Origin of the sequence: Bradyrhizobium sp. BR13661 (assembly GCF_029892425.1) — a bacterium.
Taxonomy (GTDB): domain Bacteria; phylum Pseudomonadota; class Alphaproteobacteria; order Rhizobiales; family Xanthobacteraceae; genus Bradyrhizobium.
Window position 1 is genome coordinate 1 of the sequence record NZ_JARXWB010000034.1, and the last position, 24,185, is coordinate 24,185.

The following is a 24,185-nucleotide window of genomic DNA, read 5'->3' on the forward strand; positions in this document are numbered from 1 at the left end:
GGGGGGGGGGGGGGGGGGGGGGGGGGGGGGGGGGGGGGGGGCGGGGGGGGGGCCCCGCCCCCCCCCCCCCCCCCGGGCCCCCCCCCCCCCCCCCCCCCCCCCCCCCCCCACACCGGTGGAATGGCGGCAAATTACTGCATCTCAGCGCAGAATCACTCCCCCGCCTGGAGCTTCCTCGGAAACAGCTCCGGCGCGCCTGACGCCACCAGCCGCGGGCCCTCCGCGGGTGCGTCGCTCTTGCTGAAATCCAGTTCCTCGATTCGCCCCGCGCGCTTTTCGATCTTGTCCGCGGAGATCAGGATCTGGCGGACGTCCTCGTTGGCGTCGGCAAAATGCTTCTGCAGTTTGAGCACGCGGTCGCGCAGGCGCCCCAGATCGTCGCCGAGCTTGATCACCTCGGTCTGGATCTGGTCGGCAGCATCGCGCATGCGCGCGTCCTTCATGATCTGCTGCATCACCTGGATCGCGAGCATCAAGAGCGAGGGCGACACCAGCACGACCCTGGCGCGGTAGGCCTTCTGGATCACGTCGTCGAAACCGTCATGGATCTCGGCGTAGACCGATTCAGATGGCACGAACATCAGTGCCATCTCCTGGGTCTCGCCGGTGACGAGGTATTTTTCGGCGATGTCGCTGACATGCTTCATCACGTCGCCGCGCAGCCGTTGCGTGGCGATGCGCTTCTCCTCGTCGGTGCGGGCGTCGTGCAGCGCGGTCATCGCCTCAAGCGGAAATTTCGCGTCGATGCAGAGCGGGCGCTGGTCGGGCAGGAACACGACGCAGTCCGGCCGTTTGCCGGTCGAGAGCGTGAACTGGAATTCGTAAGAGCCCTTCGGCAGGCCGTCCTGGACGATCGCCTCCATCCGCGCCTGACCAAACGCGCCGCGCGACTGCTTGTTGGCGAGCACGTCGCGCAAGGTCGTCACCTGCGTGGTGAGATCGGTGAGGTTCTTGTGCGCGTTGTCGATGATGCCGAGCCGCTCGTGCAGCGCGCGCAGGCTCTCCATGGTGTTGCGGGTCGAGTGCTCCATCGACTGGCCGACGCGGTGGGTCACCGAATCCAGCCGCTCGTTGACCGCCCGCGCCATCTCCGCCTGGCGGCCGGCCAGCGTCTGGGTCATGGCATCGGCCCGGCCCGAGGCCTCAGCTTGGGCGCGCAGCACCTGGGCAAGGCGTTCCTCGAGCTCGTCGGCCCGGATCGCGCTCGCCATCGCGAGTTCCGCGCCGCGCCGCCCTGACCGTGCGATTACGACGGCAATCACCACCAGCAGGATGAGGATAAGGGCGCCGAAGCCGATCAGCGCATCGATTGTGCGCACCGGCCAGTCGCCCACCATGAAAATGATCTCGTTCATGACTGCCCTTCTAGCCGATTCGGCCGGTCGCACGAACGAATAGCGAACATTTCGGGTGAATGCCTCGTTAATTTTTATGGTTAACAAAAGCTGAAGTTTTATGGTTAGCGGAGGGTTAACGCGTACCAGGCCGCATTGACCGCATGTCGCGCGCGGCTTAAATCGCCCGCCATGGCCCTCAGAGAAATCATCATTCTGCCCGACAAGCAGCTGCGTCTGGTCTCCAAGCCGATCGAAAAGGTCACGCCGGAGATCCGCAAGCTTGCCGACGACATGTTCGAGACCATGTACGACGCGCCCGGCATCGGGCTTGCGGCGATCCAGATCGCGCAGCCGCTGCGGCTCATCACCATGGACCTCGCCAAGCCCAACCAGGACGGCGAGACCAAGCCGGAGCCGCGCGTCTTCATCAATCCGGAGATCATCGCCTCCTCCGAGGAACTGTCCACTTACGAGGAAGGCTGCCTGTCGATCCCCGAATATTACGAGGAGGTCGAACGTCCGGCGAAGGTGCGCGTGCGCTTCACTGATCTCGACGGCAAGCTGCACGAGGAGGACGCCGAAGGCCTCTACGCCACCTGCATCCAGCATGAGATCGACCATCTCAACGGCGTGCTGTTCGTCGACTATCTGTCGAAGCTCAAGCGCGACCGCGTGATCAAGAAGTTCGAGAAAGCCGCCAAGCGCGCGGAGTAAAGTTGTAAGCGACTGGTGTTGCCGTACGCTCCCCTGCGCTCCCTCCCCCCTTGCGGGGGAGAGGGGTAGCTCAGCAAACGGTCCAACCTGGGCAAGAACTAATCCGCGCTCATTCTGACAGAGCGCGTCGTGCGGCACCCCTCTCCCTAACCCTCCCCCGCAAGGGGGGAGGGAACGTACCGAGTCCTTGTCATGCCCCTTCGCCTGATCTTCATGGGCACGCCCGATTTCTCCGTGCCGACGCTGCTCGAGCTGGTCGCGCACGGCCACGAGATCGTGGCCGTCTATACCCGTGCGCCGAAGCCGGGCGGCCGCCGCGGGCTGCAATTGCAGCCGACCCCCGTTGAAGAAGCCGCGCGAAAACTCGGCGTGCCCGTGCTGACGCCGAAGACGTTGAAGACACAGGAAGCGCTCGACGAGTTCAGCGCGTTCGAGGCCGATGCGGCCGTCGTCGTCGCTTACGGCATGATCCTGCCGCAGGCGATCCTCGATGCGCCCAAGCTCGGCTGCTACAATCTGCACGCCTCGCTGCTGCCGCGCTGGCGCGGCGCCGCGCCGATCAACCGCGCGATCATGGCGGGCGACGCCGAGAGCGGCGTGATGGTGATGAAGATGGATGTCGGCCTCGACACCGGCGACGTCGCCATGGCCGAGCGCCTCGCGATTTCCGACAACATGACGGCTGCCGATCTGCACGATCGCCTGTCCCGACTCGGTGCCGATCTGATGGTGCGGGCAATGGCGGCGCTCGACCGCGGCGGGCTGCAGCTGAAGAAGCAGAGCGAGGATGGCGTCACTTACGCTGCCAAGATCGACAAGGCCGAGGCGCGGATCGACTGGAGCAAGCCCGCGCACGCGGTGCTGCGTCACATCCATGGCCTGTCGCCATTTCCCGGCGCCTGGGCGGAGCTATCAGGCGTCACCGAGAATGCGCGCGTCAAAATCCTGCGCTGCGAGCTCGCCAAGGGATCCGGTGCGCCCGGCGAGGTGCTCGACAACCAACTCACCATCGCTTGCGGCGAGGGCGCGATCCGCATCCTCGAGCTGCAGCGCGAGGGCAAGGCGCGGATGCAGGCGATTGATTTCCTGCGCGGTGTGAAGCTCGAGCCGCCGATGCGGCTTCTCTGATGCCCCGCTACAAGCTCACCATCGAGTACGACGGCGCGCCGTTCTTCGGCTGGCAGATCCAGGACACGCTGCCCTCCGTGCAGGGCGCGTTGCAGGCAGCGGTGAAGGCGATGACCGGTGCGGATCTGCGGGTCCATGGCGCCGGCCGCACCGATGCCGGCGTGCATGCGCGCGGCCAGGTCGCCCATGTCGATATCGAGAAGCAGTTTCCGCCCGGTCGCTTCCGCGACGGATTGAACGCACATCTGCGCCCGCATCCGATCGCGGTGCTGGAGGCGGAGATTGTCCCTGATACGTTCGAGGCGCGTTTCTCGGCCGTGAAGCGCCACTATCGCTACCGCGTCATCAACACCCGCGCCAATCTCGCGCTCGATTTCGGCCATGCCTGGCGCGTACCGCGCCGGCTCGATGCCGATGCGATGCATGCGGCAGCGCAACGCCTGCTAGGCAAGCACAATTTCACGACCTTTCGCGACACCGAGTGCCAGGCCAAATCGCCGGAGAAGACGCTCGACCAGCTCGACGTCTTTCGCGATGGCCGCGAGATCATCATCGTTACCTCGGCGCGCTCGTTCCTGCACAGCCAGGTGCGCTCGATGGTGGGCTCGCTGGTCTGGGTCGGCGAAGGCCGCTGGACCGCCGACGATCTCTCCGCAGCGCTCGCTGCACGCAACCGCGCAGCGTGCGGCATCGTCGCGCCGCCGGAGGGGCTGTATCTGATGCAGGTGGATTATTAGCGACTGATGCCACCTCTGGCGTCATGGCCGGGCTTGTCCCGGCCATCCACGAACTTTCTTGTCGGGGTGGCAAAGAACGTGGATGCCCGGGACAAGCCCGGGCATGACGGCGGAGAGTGTGGCAGGCAGATGTGCCTACCCAAAATACCGCGTCAGTATCCCGCGATACACCTTCGTCAGCTTCTCTAAATCCACCACCGGCACACGCTCGTTGACCTGGTGCATGGTCTGGCCGACCAGCCCGAACTCGATCACCGGGCAATAGCTCGAGATGAAGCGCGCATCCGACGTGCCGCCCGATGTCGACAGCTCCGGCTTGCGGCCCGTGACTTCCTCGATCGCGGACACGGCGAGATCGGTGAAGGGACCGGGCTTGGTCACGAACACGTTGGAGTTCGACGGCTCCCAGACGATGCGGGCCTTGATGCGGTTGCCGCAGGCTTTTGCGAGTCGCGTCTCGACCAGCTCGCGCAAGGATGCCTGCGTATGGTTGTCGTTGTAGCGAATGTTGAATTTCGCGCGGGCCTCGCCGGGGATGACGTTGAAGGCCTTGTTGCCGACGTCGACGGAGACGAATTCGAGATTGGAGGCCTGGAACTGCGCGCTGCCATGGTCGAGCGGCTCGTCGGAGATCGCCACGATCAGCCGCGAAATATCCGGCACCGGATTGGCCGCGCGATGCGGATAGGCGACGTGGCCCTGCACGCCCTCGACCACAACCGTGCCCGACTGCGAGCCGCGGCGGCCGACCTTGATGGTGTCGCCGAGCGTCTCGACATTGGAGGGCTCGCCCAGCACGCAATGATCGAATTTCTCGCCGCGCTCGGCCGCCCATTTGAGCAGCTTGATCGTGCCGTTGATGGAGACGTCTTCCTCGTCCCCGGTGATCAGGAACGAGATCGAGCCCTTTCCGTCGGCGCGCGGCTGGCCGCCGTTCGCGGCGAGATGTTCCAGGACGGCTGCGACCGAGCAGGCGATGCCGCCCTTCATGTCGACCGCGCCGCGGCCGTGCAGGAAACCGTCCTTCACCTCGCCGGAGAACGCGCCGACGCTCCAGGCGCTCTCGTCGCCGGGCGGCACGACGTCGGTATGGCCGGCAAAGGTGATGTGCGGGCCTTCGGTGCCGATCCGCGCATAGAGATTGTCGACATCAGCGATGCCGTCCTCGCTGAAGGTCACGTGGTGGCAAATGAAGCCGGCTGCGTTCAGTGCCTTTTCAAGCACGCCCAGCGCACCGGCATCTTCAGGGGTTACTGACGGGCAGCGGATGAGGTCGCGGGCAATGGACAGAGCATCGGTCATGCGCCCCGCTTAACATGCATGCCGCCGGGTGGGCTAGCGCTGGGCGGGACAAATTCGATCTCGCGCTGCTGGTCCCAGCTTTTCGCAGGGGATGCGGGTGCGAAGGAGGTCTCGATTTCGGCGAGCGGATCGGGACCGAACCGGTTGTGGCCCGAAGTGCCCGGCACAATGAACAATTCGACGAGGCCCCACAGCCACAGCGCGGAGATCGCCCAGTCGAACGGAACGAACCAGCTGGAGGCAGGAAGCAAGTCCGAAAAATGAAAAAGCAGCCGGGGGACGAAGACGAAGGGAACGATCCACCATCCGCTCCTGTCGCGATCGTGCAGCCGCTTGATCGCGGTCGCGAGGAAGATCCAGAAGAACAGCGACGTGCCGAGTGCCCTAAGGACCAGGGTCGTGCGATCGGCGGAGGCCAGCGCGCGGTAAGCCCGGGGGTCGACAGCCCTGAAGACGTCGTCGAGGGCGAAATCAAAGTCGATGTCGAAGCCGAGCCTGAGGGCGAGGGACGTGCCGCCCTCGATGGCCCGCACGATTTGACCGACGACCTCGAGCAAGCCCGCCAGCAGGGCGACGATCAGCAGCGCTTGCCACAGCAAAGCGCGGTTGATGCGGCCGTCGAAGCGAAAGAGATACCAGCTCCAGTCCATGCGAAGGGCTCCGGGCGGGAGAGACCGTCCGGAAATTGGTCGCGATGGAGGAAGGGTGGGTTCGATTTCAGAAGCGAATGGCGAGTAGGGCGCGGATGCGATCCGCCACTTGCCACTCGCTATTCGCCTGACATCAGTCCCGTAGCAGCTCGTTGATGCTGGTCTTCGACCGCGTGCGCTCGTCGACCCGCTTGACGATCACGGCGCAGGCGGTGCTCGGGCCGATCTGGCCGTTCTTCATCGGCTTGCCGGGCAGCGCACCGGGCACCACCACCGAATATTCCGGCACCTCGCCCATGAAGATCTCGCCGGTTTCGCGGTCGACGATCTTGGTCGAGGCGCCCAAAAACACGCCCATGGCCAGCACCGCGCCCTTGCGCACGATCACGCCTTCAGCGACTTCCGAGCGCGCGCCGATGAAGCAATCGTCCTCGATGATCACGGGCTCGGCCTGCAGCGGCTCGAGCACGCCGCCGATTCCGGCGCCGCCGGAGATGTGCACGCGCTTGCCGATCTGCGCGCAGGAGCCGACAGTGGCCCAGGTGTCGACCATGGTGCTCTCATCGACGTAAGCGCCGAGGTTGACGAAGGACGGCATCAGCACGACGTTCCTGGCGATGAAGGCCGAGCGGCGCACCACCGCGCCCGGCACGGCACGGAAACCGGCCTCGCGAAACCGGTTCGGGCCCCAGCCCTCGAACTTCGAGGGCACCTTGTCCCACCAGTTCGCCTGGCCCGGACCGCCGGGAATGACGTCCATGTCGTTGAGGCGGAAGGACAGCAGCACGGCCTTCTTCAGCCACTGGTTGACCTTCCACTTGCCATCGGCCCCGCGCTCGGCAACGCGCGCCTCGCCCTTGTCCAGAATCTCCAGCGACTGGTTCACGGCGTCGCGGACTTCGCCCTTGGTCGCGGTCGAGATGCCGTCACGTGCCTCGAAGGCGCTGTTGATGGTGGATTCAAGGGCGGACAGGGACATCGGGATTTCCTCTTGGGAACGGGAATTTTGATGGATTGGGAGGCTTTTTCGGGATTTGGGGGGCGGAGTCAAGGCCAACTCCAGTGTCGTCGATACTCCGCTGTCGTCCCGGACAAGCGCGCCTCAAGCGCGCGCCGATCCGGGACCCAAAGCCACAGGGAGGGGTTTGGCGAAGACTCGGAGTGATCAGTCTCGTGTGACAACCAACTGCTTGGTTATGGATCCCCGGTCTCCACTGACGCTTGCACGGGACGAGACAGCAGCTATGTGGCAGAGAGCTTGCCCAAGAACCCCGCCAGATCATCCGTGACATGATCGACATGGGCTGCATCGCGCCCCTCGAGTTCCCAATCCTCGCGCACCACTTCCTTGGTCCCATCAGGCACCACCAGCACCGTGGTCATGCCGAGCTGATGCGGAACGGTAAGGTTGCGGGCGAGGTCTTCGAACATGGCTGATCTGGTCGGGTCGACCGCGTGCTGCCGAAGGAATTTCTGATAGGTCTGCGCCGCCGGCTTGGGCTCGAACTCCGCGGCGATAATGTCGAACACGCCGTCGAAATGCGAGCCGAGACCGAGCCGCGCCAGCACCGCATCGACATGGTCGACCGAGCCGTTGGTCAGGATCAGTTTCCGCCCAGGCAGTTTTGTGATGGCCGCGCCGAGCGCCGGGTTCGGCTCCAGCGGCGAATGGTCGATCTTGTGCACGTAGGCGAGATAATCGTCGGCGCGCACGCCATGCAGGGTCATCATGCCGCGCATGGTGGTGCCGAAGCGCTGGTAATAGTCCTTCTGGATCTTTCGCGCTTCCGCAGGGCCCACGTTCAGCCAGTTGCACACGAACTCGCCGATCCGCGCATCGACCTGCTGCCAGAGATTGACATGATGCGGATAGAGCGTGTTGTCGAGGTCGAACACCCAGGTGTCGACATGTCTGAAGGCGCGGGGATGGCTCATCTCAAATCTCTATCGGTTGGCTGAAGCCGCAGCTCCGCCTTCAATCGTCGTCCTGGCGAAAGCCAGGACCCATACTCCGCGGCCCATCAATGGGGCACCCGGGTCATCGTTCTTCGCCAAACCCAATCTCGGGGTAATGGGTCCTGGCTTTCGCCAGGACGACGGCGGAGGATGTCGCACCGTCACCGCCACCATCACGGCAACGCAAAGCGCAGCGTCTTGCCGCCGCTGCTCATATCCACCACACCAAAGCCCGTTGCCGCAAACCCTCGCGCGCCGCAATCGGTCTGCTCATTGGTCTCGAACTTGGTCTCGCGCGTGCAGAGCTGCTTGTCGCCGCCCCAGTTCAGCGGCCTGTCCTTCAGCTTGATGGCGCGGTTGTCGGCATCGACGGCTTCCGCGAAGCTGAAGATCTGCTTCGGCTGGCCGGTCACATCAGGGTGCAGGCACGTCTTGGGATCGATGCGGTACCAGCCGCGGCTGGTCACCGACTTGCCATCGTCGGTCGCGATCGCTGCCATCACCTTGTGCGGCGTGTCGTTGCACCAGGTCAGTCCGCTCGGAGACGGCGCTTGCGCCGCATCGACCATGGTCTTGAACAGATTCGGCGAGGAGACCACCTCAGTGGACAGCCCGCGGCTCTTCAGGAAAGCAGCGAGCGCGGCCTGCGTCTTGGGGCCGTCGACGCCGTCGATCGCGCCGACATCGTAGCCTGCGATCACCAGCAGCCGCTGGATGCCGGCAAGCCGCGCCTGCTCGTCGTCATATTCGGAGTCTTCGGCGAGATAGGCGACGAGATTGCCGTCGTCGCCCTGCGTCGGCGTGATCTGGGTGAAGGGGGCCTGGGTCTGGCCGCTGCGGCACTGCCGCGCCGCCGCGATGACGAAATTCTCCTGCGCCACGCAGAGCATGTCGTTGCCGTTCTGCGGAATCGGGGACGCACCGTAAACGCCGAGCGCGCGGGCGTTGAGCAGGATGCGATCGGCGGTCAGCGTGCCCTGCACCACGACGCGGCAGCTGGCGGGATCGATCCTGAACCAGCCCCGCGTCGCGGTCGCCGCCTTGTCGTCGATGCCGATCGCGGCCTCGACGACATAGGACATGCGGCTGCAGATTTTCAGATCGGCAAAAGCGGGAGCGGAGGAGAAGAACAACGAGACGGCGGCAGCCGGCAGCGTCATCAGGAAGCGCGTCAGAGCCGAGCGATTTGGTCGCCGCACTCGCCCGGCCATGACAGCGTCTCTCGACTTCTCGCTCATCACTTGTGGATCAGCGTTCCCGTGCCCGTGTTGGTGAAGAGCTCGAGCAGCACCGCGTGCTGCATCTTGCCGTCGATGATGACGACGCCCTCGACGCCCTGTTCGAGCGCGTAGATGCAGGTCTCGACCTTCGGGATCATGCCGCCGGAAATGGTGCCGTCGGCGATCAGTTTTCGCGCGTCTTTCACCGACAACTGCGGGATCAGCTTCTTCGACTTGTCGAGCACGCCAGGCACGTCGGTGAGCAGCAAGAGGCGTTTTGCTTTTAGCGCGCCGGCGACGGCGCCTGCAAAGGTGTCGGCGTTGACGTTGAGCGTCTGGCCTTCCTTCGAGGTCGCGAGCGGCGCCAGCACCGGGATCAGCTCGTAGCCGATCAGCTGGTTGAGCAGCGTGAGATCGACCTTTTCGGGGTCGCCGACGAAGCCGAGATCGACCGCCTTTTCGATATGCGAGTCCGGATCGATGATGGTGCGCGTCGTCTTCGATGCCTTCACCATGTTGGCGTCCTTGCCGGACAAGCCCACGGCCTTGCCGCCGGCCTCGTTGATATAGCCGACGATCTGCTTGTTGACGGAGCCGGCAAGCACCATCTCGACGATCTCGATGGTCGCTGCGTCGGTGATGCGCAGACCGGCTGCGAATTCCGAGGCGATGCCGAGGCGCTTGAGCATGGTGGCGATCTGCGGCCCGCCGCCATGCACGACGACGGGATTGATTGCGGTCTGCTCGAGCAGCACGATGTCGCGGGCAAAGTTCTTCGCGGTCTCCTCGTCGCCCATGGCATGGCCGCCATATTTGATGACGATGGTTTCTTCGTCGTACTGCTGCATGTGCGGCAGCGCTTCGGACAGGATGCGGGCCTGGTCGAGCGGGGAGATTTCGGTCATGTCGAGGTCTCGCTGGCGGGACTAACGCGGCCTGCGTTCTATCTGATTGGCGGGCGAGGCGCAAAGTGTGACTGGCATGCCGCCGCTAGGGATTAGCGCGCGCCGCCACCACCGCTGCCAGCGTCACCGCCAGCCAGCTCGCAATCATCAGCGTGCCGCCTGAAGGTGCCGCCATCGGAAACAGCGAATGGCCGGCATATTGCCGCAAGGTGAGGTCGCCCGCGAACAGCGCGGCGCCGATCACGAAGCCGAATGCGGCGATCAGGCCAATTCCGCCATGCAGAAGGCCGCGCGCGAGCAAGGCGACCACCGCCAATATGGCAGTTGCATGAAACAGCAGCATGGCGCTCGCCGAGGCAAGCCGGCTGGCGTCCGCACCGTGAGCGGCGGCCGCGGCCAGCGCCACGCCGGCGGCGCCCATCAAACCGGCAAGGGCAATCAGCGGGCGAAGCATCACTTGGTCCGCTCCTCCAGGAGTTTCGCCATGGCAGCACGCAATTCAGCCATTCCGGAGGAGTTGCGCGAGGAGGTCGCGATCACGTTCGGGAACGCGGCCGGATGTTTGGCGAGCGAGGCTTCCGTCGCGGCGATGCAGGACGCCAGTTCGGAGGCCTTCACCTGGTCAGCCTTGGTCAGCACGACCTGGTAGCTGACCGCCGAGCGATCGAGCGTCTTCAGGACTTCGAGATCGACATCCTTCAGGCCGTGCCGCGCGTCGATCAGCACGTAGACGCGCGCGAGCGAGGCGCGGCCCAGCAGGAATGTGTGGATCAGCTCGGTCCAGGACGCGACCTGGCTCTTGGGCGCCTTGGCGTAGCCGTAGCCGGGCATATCGACGAGGCGCAGGTCCGTCTTGCCGGGCACCTCGAAGAAGATCAGCTCCTGGGTGCGGCCCGGCGTATGCGAGGTGCGCGCCAGTGCGTTACGCCCCGTCAGCGCGTTGATCAGGCTCGATTTGCCGACATTGGAGCGGCCGGCAAAGGCGATCTCCAGCCCCGCCATCGGCGGCAGCGTCTGGATCGAGGGCGATGCCCAGATGAACTGCCAGTCGCGCGCGAACAGCTTTCGCCCGGCCTCGATCAGCTTCGCATCTTTGTCGTCGGTCATGCGAAGATCTCACCTTTCGTCATGGCCGGGCTTGTCCCGGCCATCCACGTTGGTCTGCACGGTACGTTCCAAAACGTGGATGCCCGGGACAAGCCCGGGCATGACGATGTGGAGGCATTTGCGCCTGGTTACGCCGGAAAAGCTACGTCGCCTTCCGTGCGAACGTCGCCTTGAGATTGTCGAACAACTCCACCTTCACGCCGTTGCGGCGCATGATGAAGCTCTGCTGGAGCACCGAGAGCGTGTTGTTCCAGGCCCAGTAGATCACGAGGCCGGCCGGGAAGCCTGCCAGCATGAAGGTGAAGATCAGCGGCATCCAGTTGAAGATGATCTGCTGCGTCGGATCCGGCGGCGTCGGGTTCAGCTTCATCTGGAACCACATCGTGATGCCCATGATGATCGGCCAGATGCCGAGCGCGAGATAATGGCCGAACACCGGCAGCGTGGTCGGATCGAACGGGATCAGGCCGAACAAGGTGAAGAGGTTGGTCGGATCGGGCGCGGAGAGGTCCTTGATCCAGCCGAAGAACGGCGCGTGCCGCATTTCGATGGTGACGAACAGCACCTTGTACAGCGAGAAGAACACCGGGATCTGGATCACCACGGGAAGACAGCCGGCGACCGGATTGATCTTCTCCTTGCGGTAGATCTCCATCATCTCCTGCTGCTGCTTCACCTTGTCGTCGGGATAGCGCTCCTTGAGCGCCGCAAGCTGCGGCTGGACCGACTTCATCTTCGCCATCGAGGCGTAGGATTTGTTCGCCAGCGGGAAGAACAACAGCTTCACGATCACGGTCACGAGCAGGATCGAGATGCCGAAATTGCCGAAGAAGCGGTAGAAGAAGTCGAGGCCGAGGAACATCGGCTTGGTGATGAAGTAGAACCAGCCCCAGTCGATCAAGAGATCGAAATGGTTCAGCCCGAGCTCCTTGTTGTAGCCGCCGAGCCCTGCGAACGGGAACACGCCGACGACGCCGGCTTCCTTGGCGCCCGCGAACAGCCGCGCGTTTGCGGTTGCCGTGCCGCCGATCGCGACGGTGACGGGGTCGAGCAGATAGTCGGTCTGGTAGGTGTGGACGTTGCCGGTGAGGTTCGAGGAGAACCGCGCCTGAAGCTGCGCACTGGTGTCGGGCAGCAGCGCCGAGGCCCAGTATTTGTCGGTCATGCCGAGCCAGCCATTGGTGGCCTTGAAGCTCACCGACTTGGCTTCGTCGATCTTCTTGTAGGCATATTCCTGCAGGCCATCGAGATAGCCGATCAGGCCTTCATGAAGGATGTAATAGCCGGAGACCTGCGGTGTGCCGTGGCGCGAGATCAGCGCGAACGGATAGAGCGTGACAGGCGAATTGCCGACATTGCTCACGTCGTCCTTGATGGTGAAGAGATAATGGTCGTCGACCGAGATGGTGCGGCTGAAGGTGAGGCCATCGCCGTTGTCCCATTTCAGCTTCACCGGCGTCGTCGGCGTCAGGCTGCCGCTGCCGTCCTGCTGCCAGATGGTCTGCGCATCAGGCATCTTCGACGTCACGCCCGTCGCAGCAACCCAGCCGAACTCGGCGTAATAGGGTTCAGCCGTGCCCGAAGGCGAATAGAGAATGATCGGCGGCGATTTCGGGTCGACTGTCTCGCGGAATTGCAGCAGCGCGAGGTCGTCGATACGGCCGCCCTTCAGCGCGATGCTGCCGGCGAGGCGCGGCGTCTCGATCTTGACGCGCGGGCTTGCGGCAATCGCGCTGTCGCGGCTGACGGTCGGCTGGGCCTGCTGGTTCGCGCCCGGCGCGGCGGTGGGGGTTGTCGTGCCAGCCTGCGGCGTTGCGGCGCCCGGCGTTGCGGACGCCGTCGGCTGCGGATTGGTCTTCTGCAGCTCGGCCTGTGCCTGCTGCTGGGCCCGCTGCTTCTCCATCGCCGGCACGTTGTAGAAGTACTGCCAGGCGATCAGCACCAGGCCGGACAGAATGACGGCGAGGATGGTATTGCGATTGTCAGTCATCACTGGGGTCTCGTCATCAATCCGGTTTGCGGCTGGCGGCGGGCGCGGGCCTTGGTTCTGGCTTCGGCCCGCGTCCCTTCACCTGCCGCGGGGGCTTCGTGAACGCTATGCGCAGATCGTCGAGCATGGTGGCGAAGTCGCGCGAGAGCGCGTCCCTGCGGCCAACCAGCACGTAATCATGATGGGGTTGCATCGATACCGGATCGAGCCGCTTCACCAATTCGCGAAGCCGGCGCCGGATGCGATTGCGCTCGGGGGCGTTGCCGTTCTTCTTGGTAACGGTGAAGCCGATCCTGACAGGGCCAGAGTCGTCACGATTGCGGCTTTGCAGGACGAACGCGGGACTATTCACCCGCGCGCCATTGGCAACGGCGAGGAAATCCGCTCGCTGCCTCAGCCGATCCATGATGAGATCCCAGTAAAGGGGCCAGTCCGGCTCAGGCGCTCAGACGCTTGCGGCCGCGGGCGCGGCGGGCGGCGAGGACCTTGCGGCCGCCGGCCGTGGCGAGACGAGCACGGAAGCCGTGACGGCGCTTGCGCACCAGTTTGCTGGGTTGATAAGTCCGCTTCACGGGTTTTTCTCCGCTGACCGGGCAATTTGCCTGTAGAATTGATGATAAAGTCCGGAAGATGCGGCCCAAAACGGGCCGTTTCCGGCCCCAGAAGAGCCGCTCCCGGTGTCGCACCGGGTCATCGCGGACAATTTGGCCGGCTTATAAGCGAGCGTCTTGTTTTCGTCAACGCCGCAGGACCGCACAGTTCCGGTGAATATCGCTGTTTCCTTGGGGTTTTTAACCCTTGAGGTGGCGAATAGCGATATCAGCGCATACATCCCACCTTGGCAGATTAGCGATCCGTAATTTGACCGGTCCCCGGGGCGGGTCGCATCCTCCATCCCGTCGTGCTCTATCAGAAGGCCAGCAGGGGCGAATTCCGTGGTAGCGACAGACCTCCAGCAGCCGACGCAGGATCAGGATATGGATCCGGATCGGCCAGAGGACCAGCCGGTGACGCGGTCCCGTGGACCGGGTGGGCTCGGCCTGTCCGGCAAGCTGCTGCTACTGACCGTCCCCCTGGTCATGATCGCGGCTGTCCTGCTCTATGTGCCCGCGATCGCGAACTTCTGGGTCAACCGGCTCAATGACCGCGTCGCCGCGGCCAACACGGCGGCGCTGGTGCTCGATGCGGCACCGCTCGGCATGGTGCCGGATTCGCTGTCGCGCCAGATCCTGAAAAGCATCAATGCGCGCGCGGTCGCGATCAAGATGGGCCAGCAGCGCCGCTTGCTCGCCAGCGACAATCTGCCTGCCACGATCGAGCACGACGTCGATCTGCGCGACATGACGGTGTGGCAGGCCATCACCGGCTCGTTCCAGATGATGCTGGAGACGGGCAACCAGCCGATCCGCATCGTCGGCCCGGGCGTCGGCAGCGCCCAGTTTGTCGAGATCGTCACCGACGAATTGCCGCTGCGGCAGTCGATGTATCGCTTCTCCCGTAACGTCGTGGTGGTCGCGCTGATCATCGGCGTCTTGACCGCGGGCCTCGTCTATCTCGCCCTGCATTATCTCTTCGTGCGGCCGATGCGGCGTCTGACCGCGAGCCTGGTCGGCTTCCACGAGAATCCGGAAAGCTCGGCGCGGATCATCGTGCCGAGCCAGCGCAGCGACGAAATCGGCGTCGCCGAGCGCGAATTGTCGGACATGCAGCGCGACCTGATGTCGATGCTGCACCAGAAGAGCCGGCTTGCCGCGCTGGGTCTCGCCGTCTCCAAGATCAACCACGACTTGCGCAACCTGCTCGCCTCGGCACAACTGCTCTCGGACCAGCTTGCCAGCGTGCCCGACCCCAGGGTGCAGCGTTTCGCGCCGAAGCTGGTGCGCTCGCTCGAGCGCGCCATCGCGTTCTGCCAGTCGACGCTGTCCTACGGCCGCGCGCAGGAGGCCGCGCCGGACCGCCGGATGATATTGATCGAGCCCGTCGTGCTCGAGGTGCGCGAGACCGCGGGCCTCGCCAACGACGCCACGATTGCCTGGGTCGCCGCGATCGAGCGCGGCCTCGCGGTCGATGCCGATCCCGACCAGCTGTTTCGCGTGCTGCTCAACCTGGTGCGCAACGCCGCCCAGGCGCTGGAGACCCACGCCTCCGGCGACGGCGGCCCGCTGCAGATCCGGATCACCGGGAAGCGCGAAGGCGCGGTCGCGATTCTGGAGGTCTCCGACACCGGCCCCGGCGTGCCCGAGAGGACCCGGGCGCGTCTGTTCGAGGCGTTCCAGACCTCCGGCCGTCCCGGGGGCAGCGGGCTTGGCCTTGCCATCGCGGCCGAACTGGTCCGCGCCCATGGCGGCGAGATCCACCTGGTCGAAGGCACCATCGGCGCCACCTTCCGGATCGTCATCCCGGATCGCCCGGTGGAACTCCTCTCCATCCGCAACGAGCGGCAGCGGGCGTAATAGGCCAAAGGACGAGTACCGCTCCACGTCAATGCTCTCGTCATTCCGGGCTCGCCGCTTCGGGTCGCCCCGGAATGACGTTGGGGATGCAGAAATGCCCCAAAATACCGCTCAGGCAGACCTTGCCAACGCCGCCAAGAGCGGTTAGTCAGAGCGCTCTTTCGCACCCCTCCGGCGCTGTCCGGAGGCTGCGTGCGGGCTTAGGTCCGCACTTCTTGCGAAAAACGCGCCCGTAGCTCAGCTGGATAGAGCATCAGACTACGAATCTGAGGGTCGGACGTTCGAATCGTTCCGGGCGCGCCATCTATCTATTTTCATTAAGTTTTTTGTCCAACCTCTGCGCGTGTGACCGTCAGGGCGCCTGCGGCGATCTCCATGCTCGGGGTCAACAGCAGACTCTTCGCTCCGCAGCAATGTTTTTAGTCGATCACCTCTGCCCTCCGTCGGCTCGCACACCGTCGAACAATGCAGGTGTCACTCAGGATATGCTTGCCGTTGCAAGTGCAGACGTTCTCGATATTGCGCGCAACGCGACGACCGCTCATCGAGAATCCGGCGTACCGATTGCGAGCATCGCCCGCACCTGACGGTGCATCCCAGGCAATCGTAGACCTGCGCCGCCGAAAGCAGCTCGTCGTCGGTTGCGACCACCGCGCCCCTGATGTCGTGATCGCTGATGATGTTGCAGGAGCAGACGATCATGCCGGATTCCGTTGTGTCGTGCGTCGCGCCGCATGGAGCCTCACGGCGGCGACCGTCGCGCTTGCAATGGCGCGGCCGCGGTCGTCCGTTCCGGTCCACTGGGCGTCGCGGCCGCGCGGATCGATCTCCACCAGCTTGACGCCGGCCGGCACCTCGCTCCCGTCGCGGACGATGCCGCGCAAAATGCCGTCGCGCGGCGCGAGCAGCGGAACGCCGGAGAGATGGCCGAGCACGAGATCCCGGTAGACGCGGGTACCGATCTCGACCGGCGTGTGCCAGCGTCCGGCGAATTGCGAATAGACGAAGCGCTCCGCGCCGACATCACCCAGCGCACTCGCGACGCCGTCGGCCGCATCGGTCCAGCGCGTGTCGGCCACGAGCCCGATCTTGCCGGGCCGAGTCTCCACCGCGACGTCGCAATTGAAGTTCGTCGAGAAGCCGGGGCCGAGCCCGATGGTCAGATGGGCAAGCCGTCGAAGGTCGGGGGTGATCCGGCGCTTCTGCAGGCGTGCGTCGATCAGAAGGTCGATGTGGCGGACCGGTAGCAAATCGAGCAGGCCGAGCCAGGTGACCATGACGTGCGGTGGCCGGCGCAGCGCCTGATAGACCTGCACGCCGCCATCGACGCGCTCGGCGACAATGTCCTCGATCTGCATGGTGTCCGTGAAGAGTGCATCGTGAAACGCCATCTTGCGTCGGATCACCGGCGGATCCGGATCGTGCGACAGCACCACGCAATATCCGGCCCGCACGAGCTGGATGGCGACCGCGGATGCGATCTCGTTGGTGCCGAGGATGACGGCGAAGAGTTGGTGGTCGTGCGGCTGGGGCATCTGAAAACCACGTTTGCAGGGAAAGCGCAGCGAAGCGCGATCGAGCTTGCAACGGGAAGAGCAAGAGCCGGGCCATTTGGAACGGTTGAAAACTGACTGCCAACTGTCGGCCAACATTAGGAAAGCAGAAACGCGCAGCGAAGGCGCCGCCTCGTTCGAAAGCGCACGCGCGCATGTTGCAAACCCTGCAGCGTGTCGCGAAGCCGACACAAGGCGGCGAAAATCTCAACGATTGGGCGGTCGCGCGTGGCCCAATTCCTGCAAACTTGGCCGCGTCGTCATTATACATGCGTCCGCTCGGACGCAGCGAGGAGCTTCCGTGACGCTTGATCTGCTGGATCGCAACGCTGCACCGGCTGGCTCGCCGGCATCCGACGTCGCGCTGTGCCCGTTTCACGGCGACAAGTCGCGTGCGCAAGCTGGCGAACGGAAGACGCTGGTGCTGACCGGCGCATCCCGAGGCATCGGCCACGCGACGGGAAAGTTGTTCTCCGAGGCCGGCTGGCGCATCGTCACCTGCTCCCGCCAGCCTTTCGACGGCGGTCTGTGTCCATGGGATTCCGGGACGGACAATCATGTGCAGGTCGAATTGAGCGACCATCGTGCGTTGCCGCGCGCGGTGGCCGAGATCAAGGAGCGGCTCAACGGCGCGCCGTTGCACGCGCTGATCAACAATGCCGGCATCTCGCCCAAGGCCGCCGACGGCACGCGCCTGACTTCGCTGACGACGCCGGTGGAAACCTGGATGAGCGTGTTCCACGTCAATCTGCTGGCGCCAGTGCTGTTCGCGCAGGGGCTGGTCGACGAGCTGAAGCGCGCGAGCGGCGCGATCGTCAACGTCACTTCGATCGTGGGCTCACGGGTGCATCCGTTCGCCGGTACCGCCTATGCGACCTCGAAAGCCGCGCTCGCGTGCCTCACCCGCGAGATGGCGCACGACTACGCGCCGTTCGGAATACGCGTCAATGCGATCGCGCCCGGCGAGATCAAGACCGACATCCTGTCACCGGAGACCGAGGCCAAATTGGCGCCGGTCATCCCGTTGCATCGCGTCGGCACGCCGGACGAAGTCGCGAAGGTGATCTTCTTCCTATGCTCGGATGCCGCCAGCTACGTCACTGGTGCTGAAGTACCGATCAACGGCGGGCAACATGTGTGATCAAGCTACGACGGCCGCCCGCGAAAAAACTTTGCCGATTTGCGCTGGATCAATGCGGAGATCCCGATTCCGGGCGTGTCGCATATTTCGACGGTCAATTCCATGAATCGGATCACAAAGCGTGCAAGTGCGATGGAATCTTTTTGCAACGATGCTGACAAGTTGAGCGCGACTCCCGACACGACATGAATGAGAATACGACAAATTCCAAAGAAGGCCGCTGGGAGGATGTCACAGGCAACGGAGATTCCGTCATGCTGCACGCTGCTCCCGTGGTTGAAAGGAAGGCCGATCATACTGCGCCGATCGTGCCCATCAACGAGATCGCGCTGACCGGCATCTTCGAGATCTCCAAGATACTCACCGCGCCGACGCGTCTGGAGACCACGCTCGCCAACGTCGTGAACCTGCTGCAATCGTTCCTCCAGATGCGTCACGGCGTCGTCGCACTGCTGGCCGACGACGGTATTCCCGATCTGACCGTCGGAGCCGGCTGGAGCGAGGGCAGCGATGAGCGTTACCGGGTCCGGCTGCCGCAGAAGGCCGTCGATCAGATCGTCGCAACCGCCATGCCGCTGGTTGCCGAGAACATCGCGACCCATCCCGCCTTCAACTCGACCGATATGGACGCTCTCGGTGCGTCCGAGACGACGCGGGTATCGTTTATCGGCGTTCCCATTCGCATCGATGCGAAGGTTGTCGGCACGCTGACGATCGATCGGGTCTGGGACGAACGGTCGATGTATCGGCTCGACTCAGACGTGCGGCTGCTCACGATGATCGCCAACCTGATTGGGCAGACCGTGAAGTTGCATCGGGTCGTCGCGCAGGACCGCGAGCGGCTGATGCATGAGAGCTATCGACTCCAGAAGGAGCTGTCCGAGCTGAAGCCGGCGCGCGACCGCCGCAAGGTTCATGTCGAGGGCATCATCGGCGACAGCCCGGCGCTGCGAGGGTTGCTCGAGAAGATCGCGATCGTGGCAAAGTCGAACTCCACGGTGCTGCTGCGCGGCGAATCCGGCACCGGCAAGGAGCTGATCGCAAAGGCCATTCACGAGCTGTCACCGCGCGCCAAGCGTCCCTTCATCAAGATCAACTGCGCGGCCCTGCCGGAATCGGTGCTGGAGTCCGAGCTGTTCGGCCACGAGAAGGGGGCCTTCACCGGGGCGCTCAATTCCCGCAAGGGCAGGTTCGAACTCGCCGACAAGGGCACACTGTTCCTCGACGAGATCGGCGAGATCTCGGCGTCGTTCCAGGCCAAACTGCTGCGGGTGCTCCAGGAGCAGGAGTTCGAGCGCGTCGGCGGCAACCAGACCATCAAGGTCGATGTTCGCGTCATCGCGGCGACCAACCGCAATCTGGAAGAGGCGGTGGCGCGCAAAGAATTCCGCGCCGACCTCTATTACCGCATCAGCGTTGTGCCGATGATGCTGCCGCCGCTGCGCGAACGGCGCAGTGATATTCCGCTGTTGGCGAACGAGTTCCTGAAGAACTTCAATACGGAAAATGGCCGTGCGCTGACCTTCGACCGCCACGCGATCGAAGTTCTGATGAGCTGCGGCTTTCCGGGCAACGTGCGCGAGCTCGAGAATTGCGTCCAGCGCACCGCGACGCTGGCACCGGGCCCCGAGATCGTCAGGAACGATTTCGCATGCTGCCACAGCCAATGCCTGTCCGCGATGCTGTGGAAGGGCGGATCCGAAGCTGCGGCGCAACGCTCGTTACCGATCGTACCACTGTCCGTCCTTCCAGCCAGGACTGCGCGTGAAGCAGATGTGAGTGTAGCACCGCAGGTTTCCGAGCCGGCCGGGTCGAGCGTCGCCGGTGGAACTCCAGCCGGCAACATGGCCGATCGCGACCGGGTCGTCGCGGCTATGGAGAAGTCCGGGTGGGTCCAGGCCAAGGCCGCTCGACTGCTCGGCCTGACCCCGCGGCAAATCGGCTACGCACTGAAGAAGCACGGCATCGAGGTCAAGCGGCTCTGACAGCGACTGTCGCAGATGCGACATGTCGGGCCCACGACAACGGCTCCGCGCAAATAATCGTTTAGTTTCCAGCGCTTCGCGATTGGCACGACGCTTGAAAGGATGTGCCCGACGGCATCGTCCACTCAAGGAGTCGAGCACATGGCCTACAAGATCGTCGCCTCGCAATGCACGGTTTGCGGTGCGTGTGAGTTCGAATGCCCGAACGCCGCGATCAGCCTCAAGCGCGACATGTACGTGATCGACCCGAAGAAGTGCACCGAGTGCGAGGGCCATTTCGACACGGCGCAATGCGCGGTCGTCTGTCCCGTTCCCGACACCTGCATCCCGGCCTGAGGGGCGACCGATGACGCAGGCTGCGAAGTCGATCTTGCCAGCGGAGCGATAGATGGCGGCAGTTCAGGAAACCATCGAGCGGGTTCGCGGCATCGACGTCGACCAGTATCGTTATGGGTTCGAGACCCTGATCGACTCCGAGAAGGCTCCCAAGGGGCTCTCGGAAGAGATCGTCAAGTTCATCTCGCAAAAGAAGAATGAGCCCGCCTGGATGCTCCAGTGGCGGCTGGAAGCCTATCGGCGCTGGCTGACCATGACCGAGCCGACCTGGGCCCGCGTCGACTATCCCAGGATCGATTTCCAGGACCTCTATTACTACGCGGCGCCGAAGCCGAAGAAGACGGTCAGCTCGCTCGATGAGATCGATCCGGAGATCCTGAAGACCTACGAGAAGCTCGGCATCCCCTTGCGGGAGGTCGCCATGCTCGAAGGCGTCGAGCCGAAGCCCGGCGAGGAAGATCCCGCCCGCCGCAAGATCGCGGTCGATGCTGTCTTCGATTCGGTTTCGGTCGCGACCACGTTCAAGGCGGAGCTGAAGAAGGCCGGCGTGATCTTCATGCCGATCTCGGAAGCGATCCGCGAGCACCCTGAATTGGTGCAGAAATATCTGGGATCGGTGGTTCCGACCTCGGACAATTTCTACGCGACGCTGAATTCGGCGGTGTTCTCCGACGGCTCGTTCGTCTACGTGCCGCCGGGCGTGCGCTGCCCGATGGAGCTGTCCACTTACTTCCGCATCAACGAGCGCAACACCGGCCAGTTCGAGCGCACGCTGATCATCGCCGACAAGGGCTCCTACGTCTCCTATCTCGAAGGCTGCACCGCGCCGCAGCGCGACGAGAACCAGTTGCACGCCGCCGTGGTCGAGCTCGTCGCGCATGACGATGCCGAGATCAAATATTCGACGGTGCAGAACTGGTATCCCGGCAACTCGGAAGGCAAGGGCGGCATCTACAATTTCGTCACCAAGCGTGGGGACTGCCGCGGCAACAACTCCAAGATCTCCTGGACCCAGGTCGAGACCGGTTCGGCGATCACCTGGAAATATCCGAGCTGCATCCTGCGCGGCGACAATTCGCGCGGCGAGTTCTACTCGATCGCGATCTCGAACGGCTTCCAGCAGGTTGATTCGGGCACCAAGATGATCCATCTCGGCAAGAACACGTCGAGCCGCATCATCTCCAAGGGCATCGCCGCCGGCAAGTCGCAGAACACCTATCGCGGCCTCGTCACCGCGCACCGCAAGGCGACCGGCGCGCGCAACTTCACGGCCTGCGATTCGCTGCTGATCGGCGACAAATGCGGCGCGCACACCGTGCCGTACATCGAAGCCAAGAACTCCTCGGCGACGTTCGAGCACGAAGCGACGACCTCGAAGATCTCCGAGGACGTGCTGTTCTACTGCATCCAGCGCGGTCTTTCGCAGGAAGAGGCCGTCGGCCTCGTCGTCAACGGCTTCGTCAAGGACGTGCTGCAGCAATTGCCGATGGAATTCGCGGTGGAAGCGCAGAAGCTGATTTCGATCTCGCTTGAAGGCAGCGTCGGATGACCGCCTTCAGGCCCAACAAGCAAGAGGAAGTGTGATGACAGCGCTCCTGGACATTCGTGGGCTCAAGGCCGAGATCGACGGTCGCCAGATTTTGAACGGCCTGGACCTGACCGTGAACAAAGGAGAGATCCATGCGATCATGGGCCCGAACGGTGCCGGCAAGTCGACCTTGTCCTACGTGCTGTCGGGCAAGCCGGGCTACGAGATCACCGCAGGTGAGGTTTTCCTTGACGGCGAGGACTTGCTGGCCATGGTTCCTGATGAGCGGGCTGCCAAAGGGCTGTTCCTTGCCTTCCAATATCCGCTAGAAATTCCGGGCGTTGCCACGCTGACGTTTCTGCGAACGGCCCTGAATGCCCAACGCAAGAAGCGCGGCGAGCAGGAGCTGTCTTCGCCCGATGTCTTGAAGCGGGTCCGCGAGCTCGCCAAGCAACTGAGCATCGACCCCGAGATGTTGAAGCGGCCGCTCAATGTCGGCTTTTCCGGCGGCGAGAAAAAGCGCAACGAAACGCTTCAGATGGCGCTGCTGGAGCCAAAGCTGTGTGTGCTGGACGAGACCGACTCGGGGCTCGACATCGACGCGCTGCGCATCGTTGCCGACGGCGTCAACCGCCTGCGCGCGGCCGATCGAGGCATGATCGTCATCACACATTATCAGCGGCTGCTCGATTACATCGTGCCTGATGTCGTGCACGTGCTCTCGGCCGGACGCATCGTCAAGACTGGCAGCAAGGAGCTCGCGCTTGAACTGGAGGCGACGGGATACGCGCAATATCAGAACGAGGCGGCGTAATTCCATGAATGCCGAGATCCGTCCGGTGAGGACCGCCGCCGAGATCGGGCTAGCCGATCTGTTCGCGGCCGAGCATAAGGGTTTGCCGGGCGGCGGCACGATCGAGGCGATGCGGCGCGACGCCTTCGATCGTTTCGTGGCGCAAGGTCTGCCCCATTCGCGTGTCGAGGCGTGGAAATACACTGATCTCCGCCGCCTGGTTCGCGATGCCAAGCCGCTGGCGGCCTGGCCCGAGGCGGCGGCGAAGGTCGCGGCCGGCAACGCCGGAGCCGCCTTTGCCGGCCTCGGCTTTCGCAGGCTCGTGATCGTCGACGGTGCCTTCGTTCCCGAATTGTCGGATCTTGCCGATCTCGAGCCCGGCGTCAGCGTCCGAGCGACCATCAAGCAATTCGAGGCGGACGTCCCCGTCCCGCTCGATGGTGGCATGGTCGGGACCGATGTTGTCGCAGCGTTAAATACCGCGTTCGCCGCTGACGGCGTGATCATTGCGGTCGAACCCGACGTCCTGGTGGCGCGGCCGATCCATCTGGCCTTCGTCACCACGGCCGCGACGCCGTCTGCGATGTTCACACAGTCGTCGCTATCGGTCGGTAGTGGCGCTGCCGTCACGCTGGTCGAGACGCACGAGGGGCCTGATCAGTCCGAATATCAGGTCAACACCGCGCTGCGGATGATGGTCGGCGATCAGGCTCGGCTAGACCACATCAAGGTCACATCCGAAGGTGCGGCCGCGCTGCATCTTGCTACGTTGACTGCAGACATTGGGGCGAATGCGACGTACCGCGAGTTTGGCTTGACGACCGGGGGCGCTGTCGTGCGCAACCAGCTCTTTCTGAGACTTGCAGGCGAGGGGACAACGGCCAGAGTGCACCAGGCGAGCCTGCTTGCCGGCCGTCAGCATGCCGACACAACGCTGGTCGTCGATCACGCCGCCGCTGGCTCTGAGAGCCGGGAGCTGTTCAAGGCGGTGATCGATGACGAGGCGCGCGCGGTTTTCCAGGGCCGGATCACGGTGCAGCCGGGCGCGCAGCAGACCGACGCCAGGATGATGGCGCGGGCATTGCTGCTGTCCGACGACGCGGTCGCCAATTGCAAGCCGGAACTGGAAATCTTCGCCGATGACGTCCAGTGCGGGCACGGCACGACAACCGGTGCGTTGGATGATCAGCTGAAGTTCTACCTCATGGCCCGCGGCATTCCGGAAAAGCAGGCTGAGGCCCTTCTGATCGAGGCCTTCGTCGGTGAGGTCCTCGCCGAGATCGCGCACGACGATCTGCGCGAGGCGTTATCGCGGGCGATGCGCGATTGGCTCAGGGATCGGGACTAGTC

The 24,185-nt window shown here is 64.0% G+C and carries 24 protein-coding genes and 1 tRNA gene; 11 read left to right on the forward strand and 14 right to left on the reverse strand.

Annotated features, from left to right (window positions below):
* Window positions 1–152 precede the first annotated feature (152 nt).
* The gene (rmuC, locus tag M2427_RS35415) at window positions 153–1,355 is read right to left on the reverse strand and encodes a DNA recombination protein RmuC (protein ID WP_280711445.1); all 1,203 of its coding nucleotides are present in this window, start codon (window positions 1,353–1,355) and stop codon (window positions 153–155) included.
* Between the two features lie 171 nt (window positions 1,356–1,526).
* On the opposite strand from rmuC, the gene def reads away from it, so the two are divergent.
* From def to truA, 3 genes are all read left to right on the forward strand, one after another.
* The gene (def, locus tag M2427_RS35420; RefSeq protein ID WP_280711446.1) at window positions 1,527–2,051 is read left to right on the forward strand and encodes a peptide deformylase; all 525 of its coding nucleotides are present in this window, start codon (window positions 1,527–1,529) and stop codon (window positions 2,049–2,051) included.
* 192 nt (window positions 2,052–2,243) lie between these two features.
* Window positions 2,244–3,179: a methionyl-tRNA formyltransferase gene (gene fmt, locus M2427_RS35425; RefSeq protein ID WP_280711447.1), complete on the forward strand. Its 936-nt coding sequence runs from the start codon at window positions 2,244–2,246 to the stop codon at window positions 3,177–3,179.
* Window positions 3,179–3,916 carry a tRNA pseudouridine(38-40) synthase TruA gene (gene truA, locus M2427_RS35430; RefSeq protein ID WP_280711448.1) on the forward strand — a complete coding sequence of 246 codons (738 nt, stop codon included), beginning with the start codon at window positions 3,179–3,181 and terminating at the stop codon, window positions 3,914–3,916. Before fmt ends, truA begins: the two co-directional genes overlap by 1 nt.
* Before the next feature lie 135 nt (window positions 3,917–4,051).
* Here truA and dapE read toward each other — a convergent pair whose 3' ends face one another.
* The 11 genes from dapE to rpmH form a co-directional block, all read right to left on the reverse strand.
* Window positions 4,052–5,218: a succinyl-diaminopimelate desuccinylase gene (gene dapE, locus M2427_RS35435; RefSeq protein ID WP_280711449.1), complete on the reverse strand. Its 1,167-nt coding sequence runs from the start codon at window positions 5,216–5,218 to the stop codon at window positions 4,052–4,054.
* Complete coding sequence (locus M2427_RS35440) at window positions 5,215–5,868, reverse strand: DUF805 domain-containing protein (RefSeq protein WP_280711450.1); 654 nt, start codon at window positions 5,866–5,868, stop codon at window positions 5,215–5,217. Before M2427_RS35440 ends, dapE begins: the two co-directional genes overlap by 4 nt.
* Before the next feature lie 133 nt (window positions 5,869–6,001).
* Window positions 6,002–6,847, reverse strand: coding sequence for a 2,3,4,5-tetrahydropyridine-2,6-dicarboxylate N-succinyltransferase (gene dapD / locus M2427_RS35445; RefSeq protein WP_280711451.1), 846 nt, complete (start codon window positions 6,845–6,847; stop codon window positions 6,002–6,004).
* Between the two features lie 263 nt (window positions 6,848–7,110).
* Window positions 7,111–7,803 (reverse strand): pyrimidine 5'-nucleotidase, encoded by a 693-nt coding sequence (locus tag M2427_RS35450; RefSeq protein ID WP_280711452.1) that lies wholly within the window; start codon window positions 7,801–7,803, stop codon window positions 7,111–7,113.
* Window positions 7,804–7,997: 194 nt separating this feature from the next.
* Window positions 7,998–8,984, reverse strand: a complete 987-nt coding sequence (locus tag M2427_RS35455; protein ID WP_348521964.1) for a DUF1036 domain-containing protein — start codon at window positions 8,982–8,984, stop codon at window positions 7,998–8,000.
* A 77-nt stretch (window positions 8,985–9,061) separates the two neighbouring features.
* Complete coding sequence (gene argB, locus M2427_RS35460) at window positions 9,062–9,949, reverse strand: acetylglutamate kinase (protein ID WP_280711454.1); 888 nt, start codon at window positions 9,947–9,949, stop codon at window positions 9,062–9,064.
* A gap of 85 nt (window positions 9,950–10,034) precedes the next feature.
* Window positions 10,035–10,403 carry a DUF423 domain-containing protein gene (locus M2427_RS35465; protein ID WP_280711533.1) on the reverse strand — a complete coding sequence of 123 codons (369 nt, stop codon included), beginning with the start codon at window positions 10,401–10,403 and terminating at the stop codon, window positions 10,035–10,037.
* The gene (gene yihA / locus M2427_RS35470) at window positions 10,403–11,056 is read right to left on the reverse strand and encodes a ribosome biogenesis GTP-binding protein YihA/YsxC (RefSeq protein ID WP_280711455.1); all 654 of its coding nucleotides are present in this window, start codon (window positions 11,054–11,056) and stop codon (window positions 10,403–10,405) included. The genes M2427_RS35465 and yihA overlap by 1 nt, the downstream gene beginning before the upstream one ends.
* Before the next feature lie 142 nt (window positions 11,057–11,198).
* Window positions 11,199–13,046, reverse strand: a complete 1,848-nt coding sequence (gene yidC / locus M2427_RS35475) for a membrane protein insertase YidC (protein ID WP_280711456.1) — start codon at window positions 13,044–13,046, stop codon at window positions 11,199–11,201.
* Window positions 13,047–13,062: 16 nt separating this feature from the next.
* Window positions 13,063–13,452 (reverse strand): ribonuclease P protein component, encoded by a 390-nt coding sequence (gene rnpA, locus M2427_RS35480; protein WP_280711457.1) that lies wholly within the window; start codon window positions 13,450–13,452, stop codon window positions 13,063–13,065.
* 31 nt (window positions 13,453–13,483) lie between these two features.
* Entirely contained in the window at window positions 13,484–13,618 is a 135-nt protein-coding gene (rpmH, locus tag M2427_RS35485) for a 50S ribosomal protein L34 (protein ID WP_008542748.1), read from the reverse strand.
* 405 nt (window positions 13,619–14,023) lie between these two features.
* Here rpmH and M2427_RS35490 point away from each other — a divergent pair, with 405 nt between their 5' ends.
* Together M2427_RS35490 and M2427_RS35495 are read left to right on the forward strand one after the other, a co-directional pair.
* Window positions 14,024–15,499, forward strand: a complete 1,476-nt coding sequence (locus M2427_RS35490; RefSeq protein ID WP_280711534.1) for a HAMP domain-containing sensor histidine kinase — start codon at window positions 14,024–14,026, stop codon at window positions 15,497–15,499.
* 226 nt (window positions 15,500–15,725) lie between these two features.
* A tRNA-Arg gene (locus M2427_RS35495) sits at window positions 15,726–15,802 on the forward strand.
* A gap of 171 nt (window positions 15,803–15,973) precedes the next feature.
* On the opposite strand, the gene M2427_RS35500 is transcribed toward M2427_RS35495, so the two are convergent.
* A complete protein-coding gene (locus tag M2427_RS35500) occupies window positions 15,974–16,201 on the reverse strand; it encodes a (2Fe-2S)-binding protein (protein ID WP_280711458.1) in 228 nt (75 codons plus the stop codon).
* Complete coding sequence (locus tag M2427_RS35505) at window positions 16,198–17,034, reverse strand: xanthine dehydrogenase (protein WP_280711459.1); 837 nt, start codon at window positions 17,032–17,034, stop codon at window positions 16,198–16,200. Before M2427_RS35505 ends, M2427_RS35500 begins: the two co-directional genes overlap by 4 nt.
* 331 nt (window positions 17,035–17,365) lie before the next feature.
* On the opposite strand from M2427_RS35505, the gene M2427_RS35510 reads away from it, so the two are divergent.
* The 6 genes from M2427_RS35510 (at window position 17,366) to sufD (ending at window position 24,183) form a co-directional block, all read left to right on the forward strand.
* A complete protein-coding gene (locus M2427_RS35510) occupies window positions 17,366–18,193 on the forward strand; it encodes an SDR family oxidoreductase (protein ID WP_280711535.1) in 828 nt (275 codons plus the stop codon).
* A gap of 254 nt (window positions 18,194–18,447) precedes the next feature.
* Window positions 18,448–20,178, forward strand: a complete 1,731-nt coding sequence (nifA, locus tag M2427_RS35515; RefSeq protein ID WP_280711460.1) for a nif-specific transcriptional activator NifA — start codon at window positions 18,448–18,450, stop codon at window positions 20,176–20,178.
* 141 nt (window positions 20,179–20,319) lie between these two features.
* On the forward strand, window positions 20,320–20,514 hold the full coding sequence (locus M2427_RS35520) for a 4Fe-4S binding protein (protein ID WP_028137126.1): 195 nt from the start codon (window positions 20,320–20,322) through the stop codon (window positions 20,512–20,514).
* 52 nt (window positions 20,515–20,566) lie between these two features.
* Window positions 20,567–22,063 carry a Fe-S cluster assembly protein SufB gene (gene sufB, locus M2427_RS35525; RefSeq protein WP_280711461.1) on the forward strand — a complete coding sequence of 499 codons (1,497 nt, stop codon included), beginning with the start codon at window positions 20,567–20,569 and terminating at the stop codon, window positions 22,061–22,063.
* A gap of 34 nt (window positions 22,064–22,097) precedes the next feature.
* Complete coding sequence (gene sufC, locus M2427_RS35530) at window positions 22,098–22,856, forward strand: Fe-S cluster assembly ATPase SufC (RefSeq protein WP_280711462.1); 759 nt, start codon at window positions 22,098–22,100, stop codon at window positions 22,854–22,856.
* A gap of 4 nt (window positions 22,857–22,860) precedes the next feature.
* Complete coding sequence (gene sufD, locus M2427_RS35535; RefSeq protein ID WP_280711463.1) at window positions 22,861–24,183, forward strand: Fe-S cluster assembly protein SufD; 1,323 nt, start codon at window positions 22,861–22,863, stop codon at window positions 24,181–24,183.
* Window positions 24,184–24,185: the final 2 nt, after the last annotated feature.

Coding starts and splice junctions, on each gene's coding strand:
- M2427_RS35455 (WP_348521964.1), bottom strand. CDS start 8,984: ATGACGCTGCCGGCTGCCGCCGTCTCGTTGTTCTTCTCCTCCGCTCCC.
- rmuC (WP_280711445.1), bottom strand. CDS start 1,355: ATGAACGAGATCATTTTCATGGTGGGCGACTGGCCGGTGCGCACAATC.
- truA (WP_280711448.1), top strand. CDS start 3,179: ATGCCCCGCTACAAGCTCACCATCGAGTACGACGGCGCGCCGTTCTTC.
- dapE (WP_280711449.1), bottom strand. CDS start 5,218: ATGACCGATGCTCTGTCCATTGCCCGCGACCTCATCCGCTGCCCGTCA.
- sufD (WP_280711463.1), top strand. CDS start 22,861: ATGAATGCCGAGATCCGTCCGGTGAGGACCGCCGCCGAGATCGGGCTA.
- yihA (WP_280711455.1), bottom strand. CDS start 11,056: ATGACCGACGACAAAGATGCGAAGCTGATCGAGGCCGGGCGAAAGCTG.
- M2427_RS35440 (WP_280711450.1), bottom strand. CDS start 5,868: ATGGACTGGAGCTGGTATCTCTTTCGCTTCGACGGCCGCATCAACCGC.
- M2427_RS35500 (WP_280711458.1), bottom strand. CDS start 16,201: ATGATCGTCTGCTCCTGCAACATCATCAGCGATCACGACATCAGGGGC.
- argB (WP_280711454.1), bottom strand. CDS start 9,949: ATGACCGAAATCTCCCCGCTCGACCAGGCCCGCATCCTGTCCGAAGCG.
- sufC (WP_280711462.1), top strand. CDS start 22,098: ATGACAGCGCTCCTGGACATTCGTGGGCTCAAGGCCGAGATCGACGGT.
- M2427_RS35450 (WP_280711452.1), bottom strand. CDS start 7,803: ATGAGCCATCCCCGCGCCTTCAGACATGTCGACACCTGGGTGTTCGAC.
- M2427_RS35505 (WP_280711459.1), bottom strand. CDS start 17,034: ATGCCCCAGCCGCACGACCACCAACTCTTCGCCGTCATCCTCGGCACC.
- nifA (WP_280711460.1), top strand. CDS start 18,448: ATGCTGCACGCTGCTCCCGTGGTTGAAAGGAAGGCCGATCATACTGCG.
- M2427_RS35490 (WP_280711534.1), top strand. CDS start 14,024: ATGGATCCGGATCGGCCAGAGGACCAGCCGGTGACGCGGTCCCGTGGA.
- rnpA (WP_280711457.1), bottom strand. CDS start 13,452: ATGGATCGGCTGAGGCAGCGAGCGGATTTCCTCGCCGTTGCCAATGGC.
- def (WP_280711446.1), top strand. CDS start 1,527: ATGGCCCTCAGAGAAATCATCATTCTGCCCGACAAGCAGCTGCGTCTG.
- M2427_RS35520 (WP_028137126.1), top strand. CDS start 20,320: ATGGCCTACAAGATCGTCGCCTCGCAATGCACGGTTTGCGGTGCGTGT.
- sufB (WP_280711461.1), top strand. CDS start 20,567: ATGGCGGCAGTTCAGGAAACCATCGAGCGGGTTCGCGGCATCGACGTC.
- yidC (WP_280711456.1), bottom strand. CDS start 13,046: ATGACTGACAATCGCAATACCATCCTCGCCGTCATTCTGTCCGGCCTG.
- dapD (WP_280711451.1), bottom strand. CDS start 6,847: ATGTCCCTGTCCGCCCTTGAATCCACCATCAACAGCGCCTTCGAGGCA.
- M2427_RS35465 (WP_280711533.1), bottom strand. CDS start 10,403: ATGCTTCGCCCGCTGATTGCCCTTGCCGGTTTGATGGGCGCCGCCGGC.
- fmt (WP_280711447.1), top strand. CDS start 2,244: ATGCCCCTTCGCCTGATCTTCATGGGCACGCCCGATTTCTCCGTGCCG.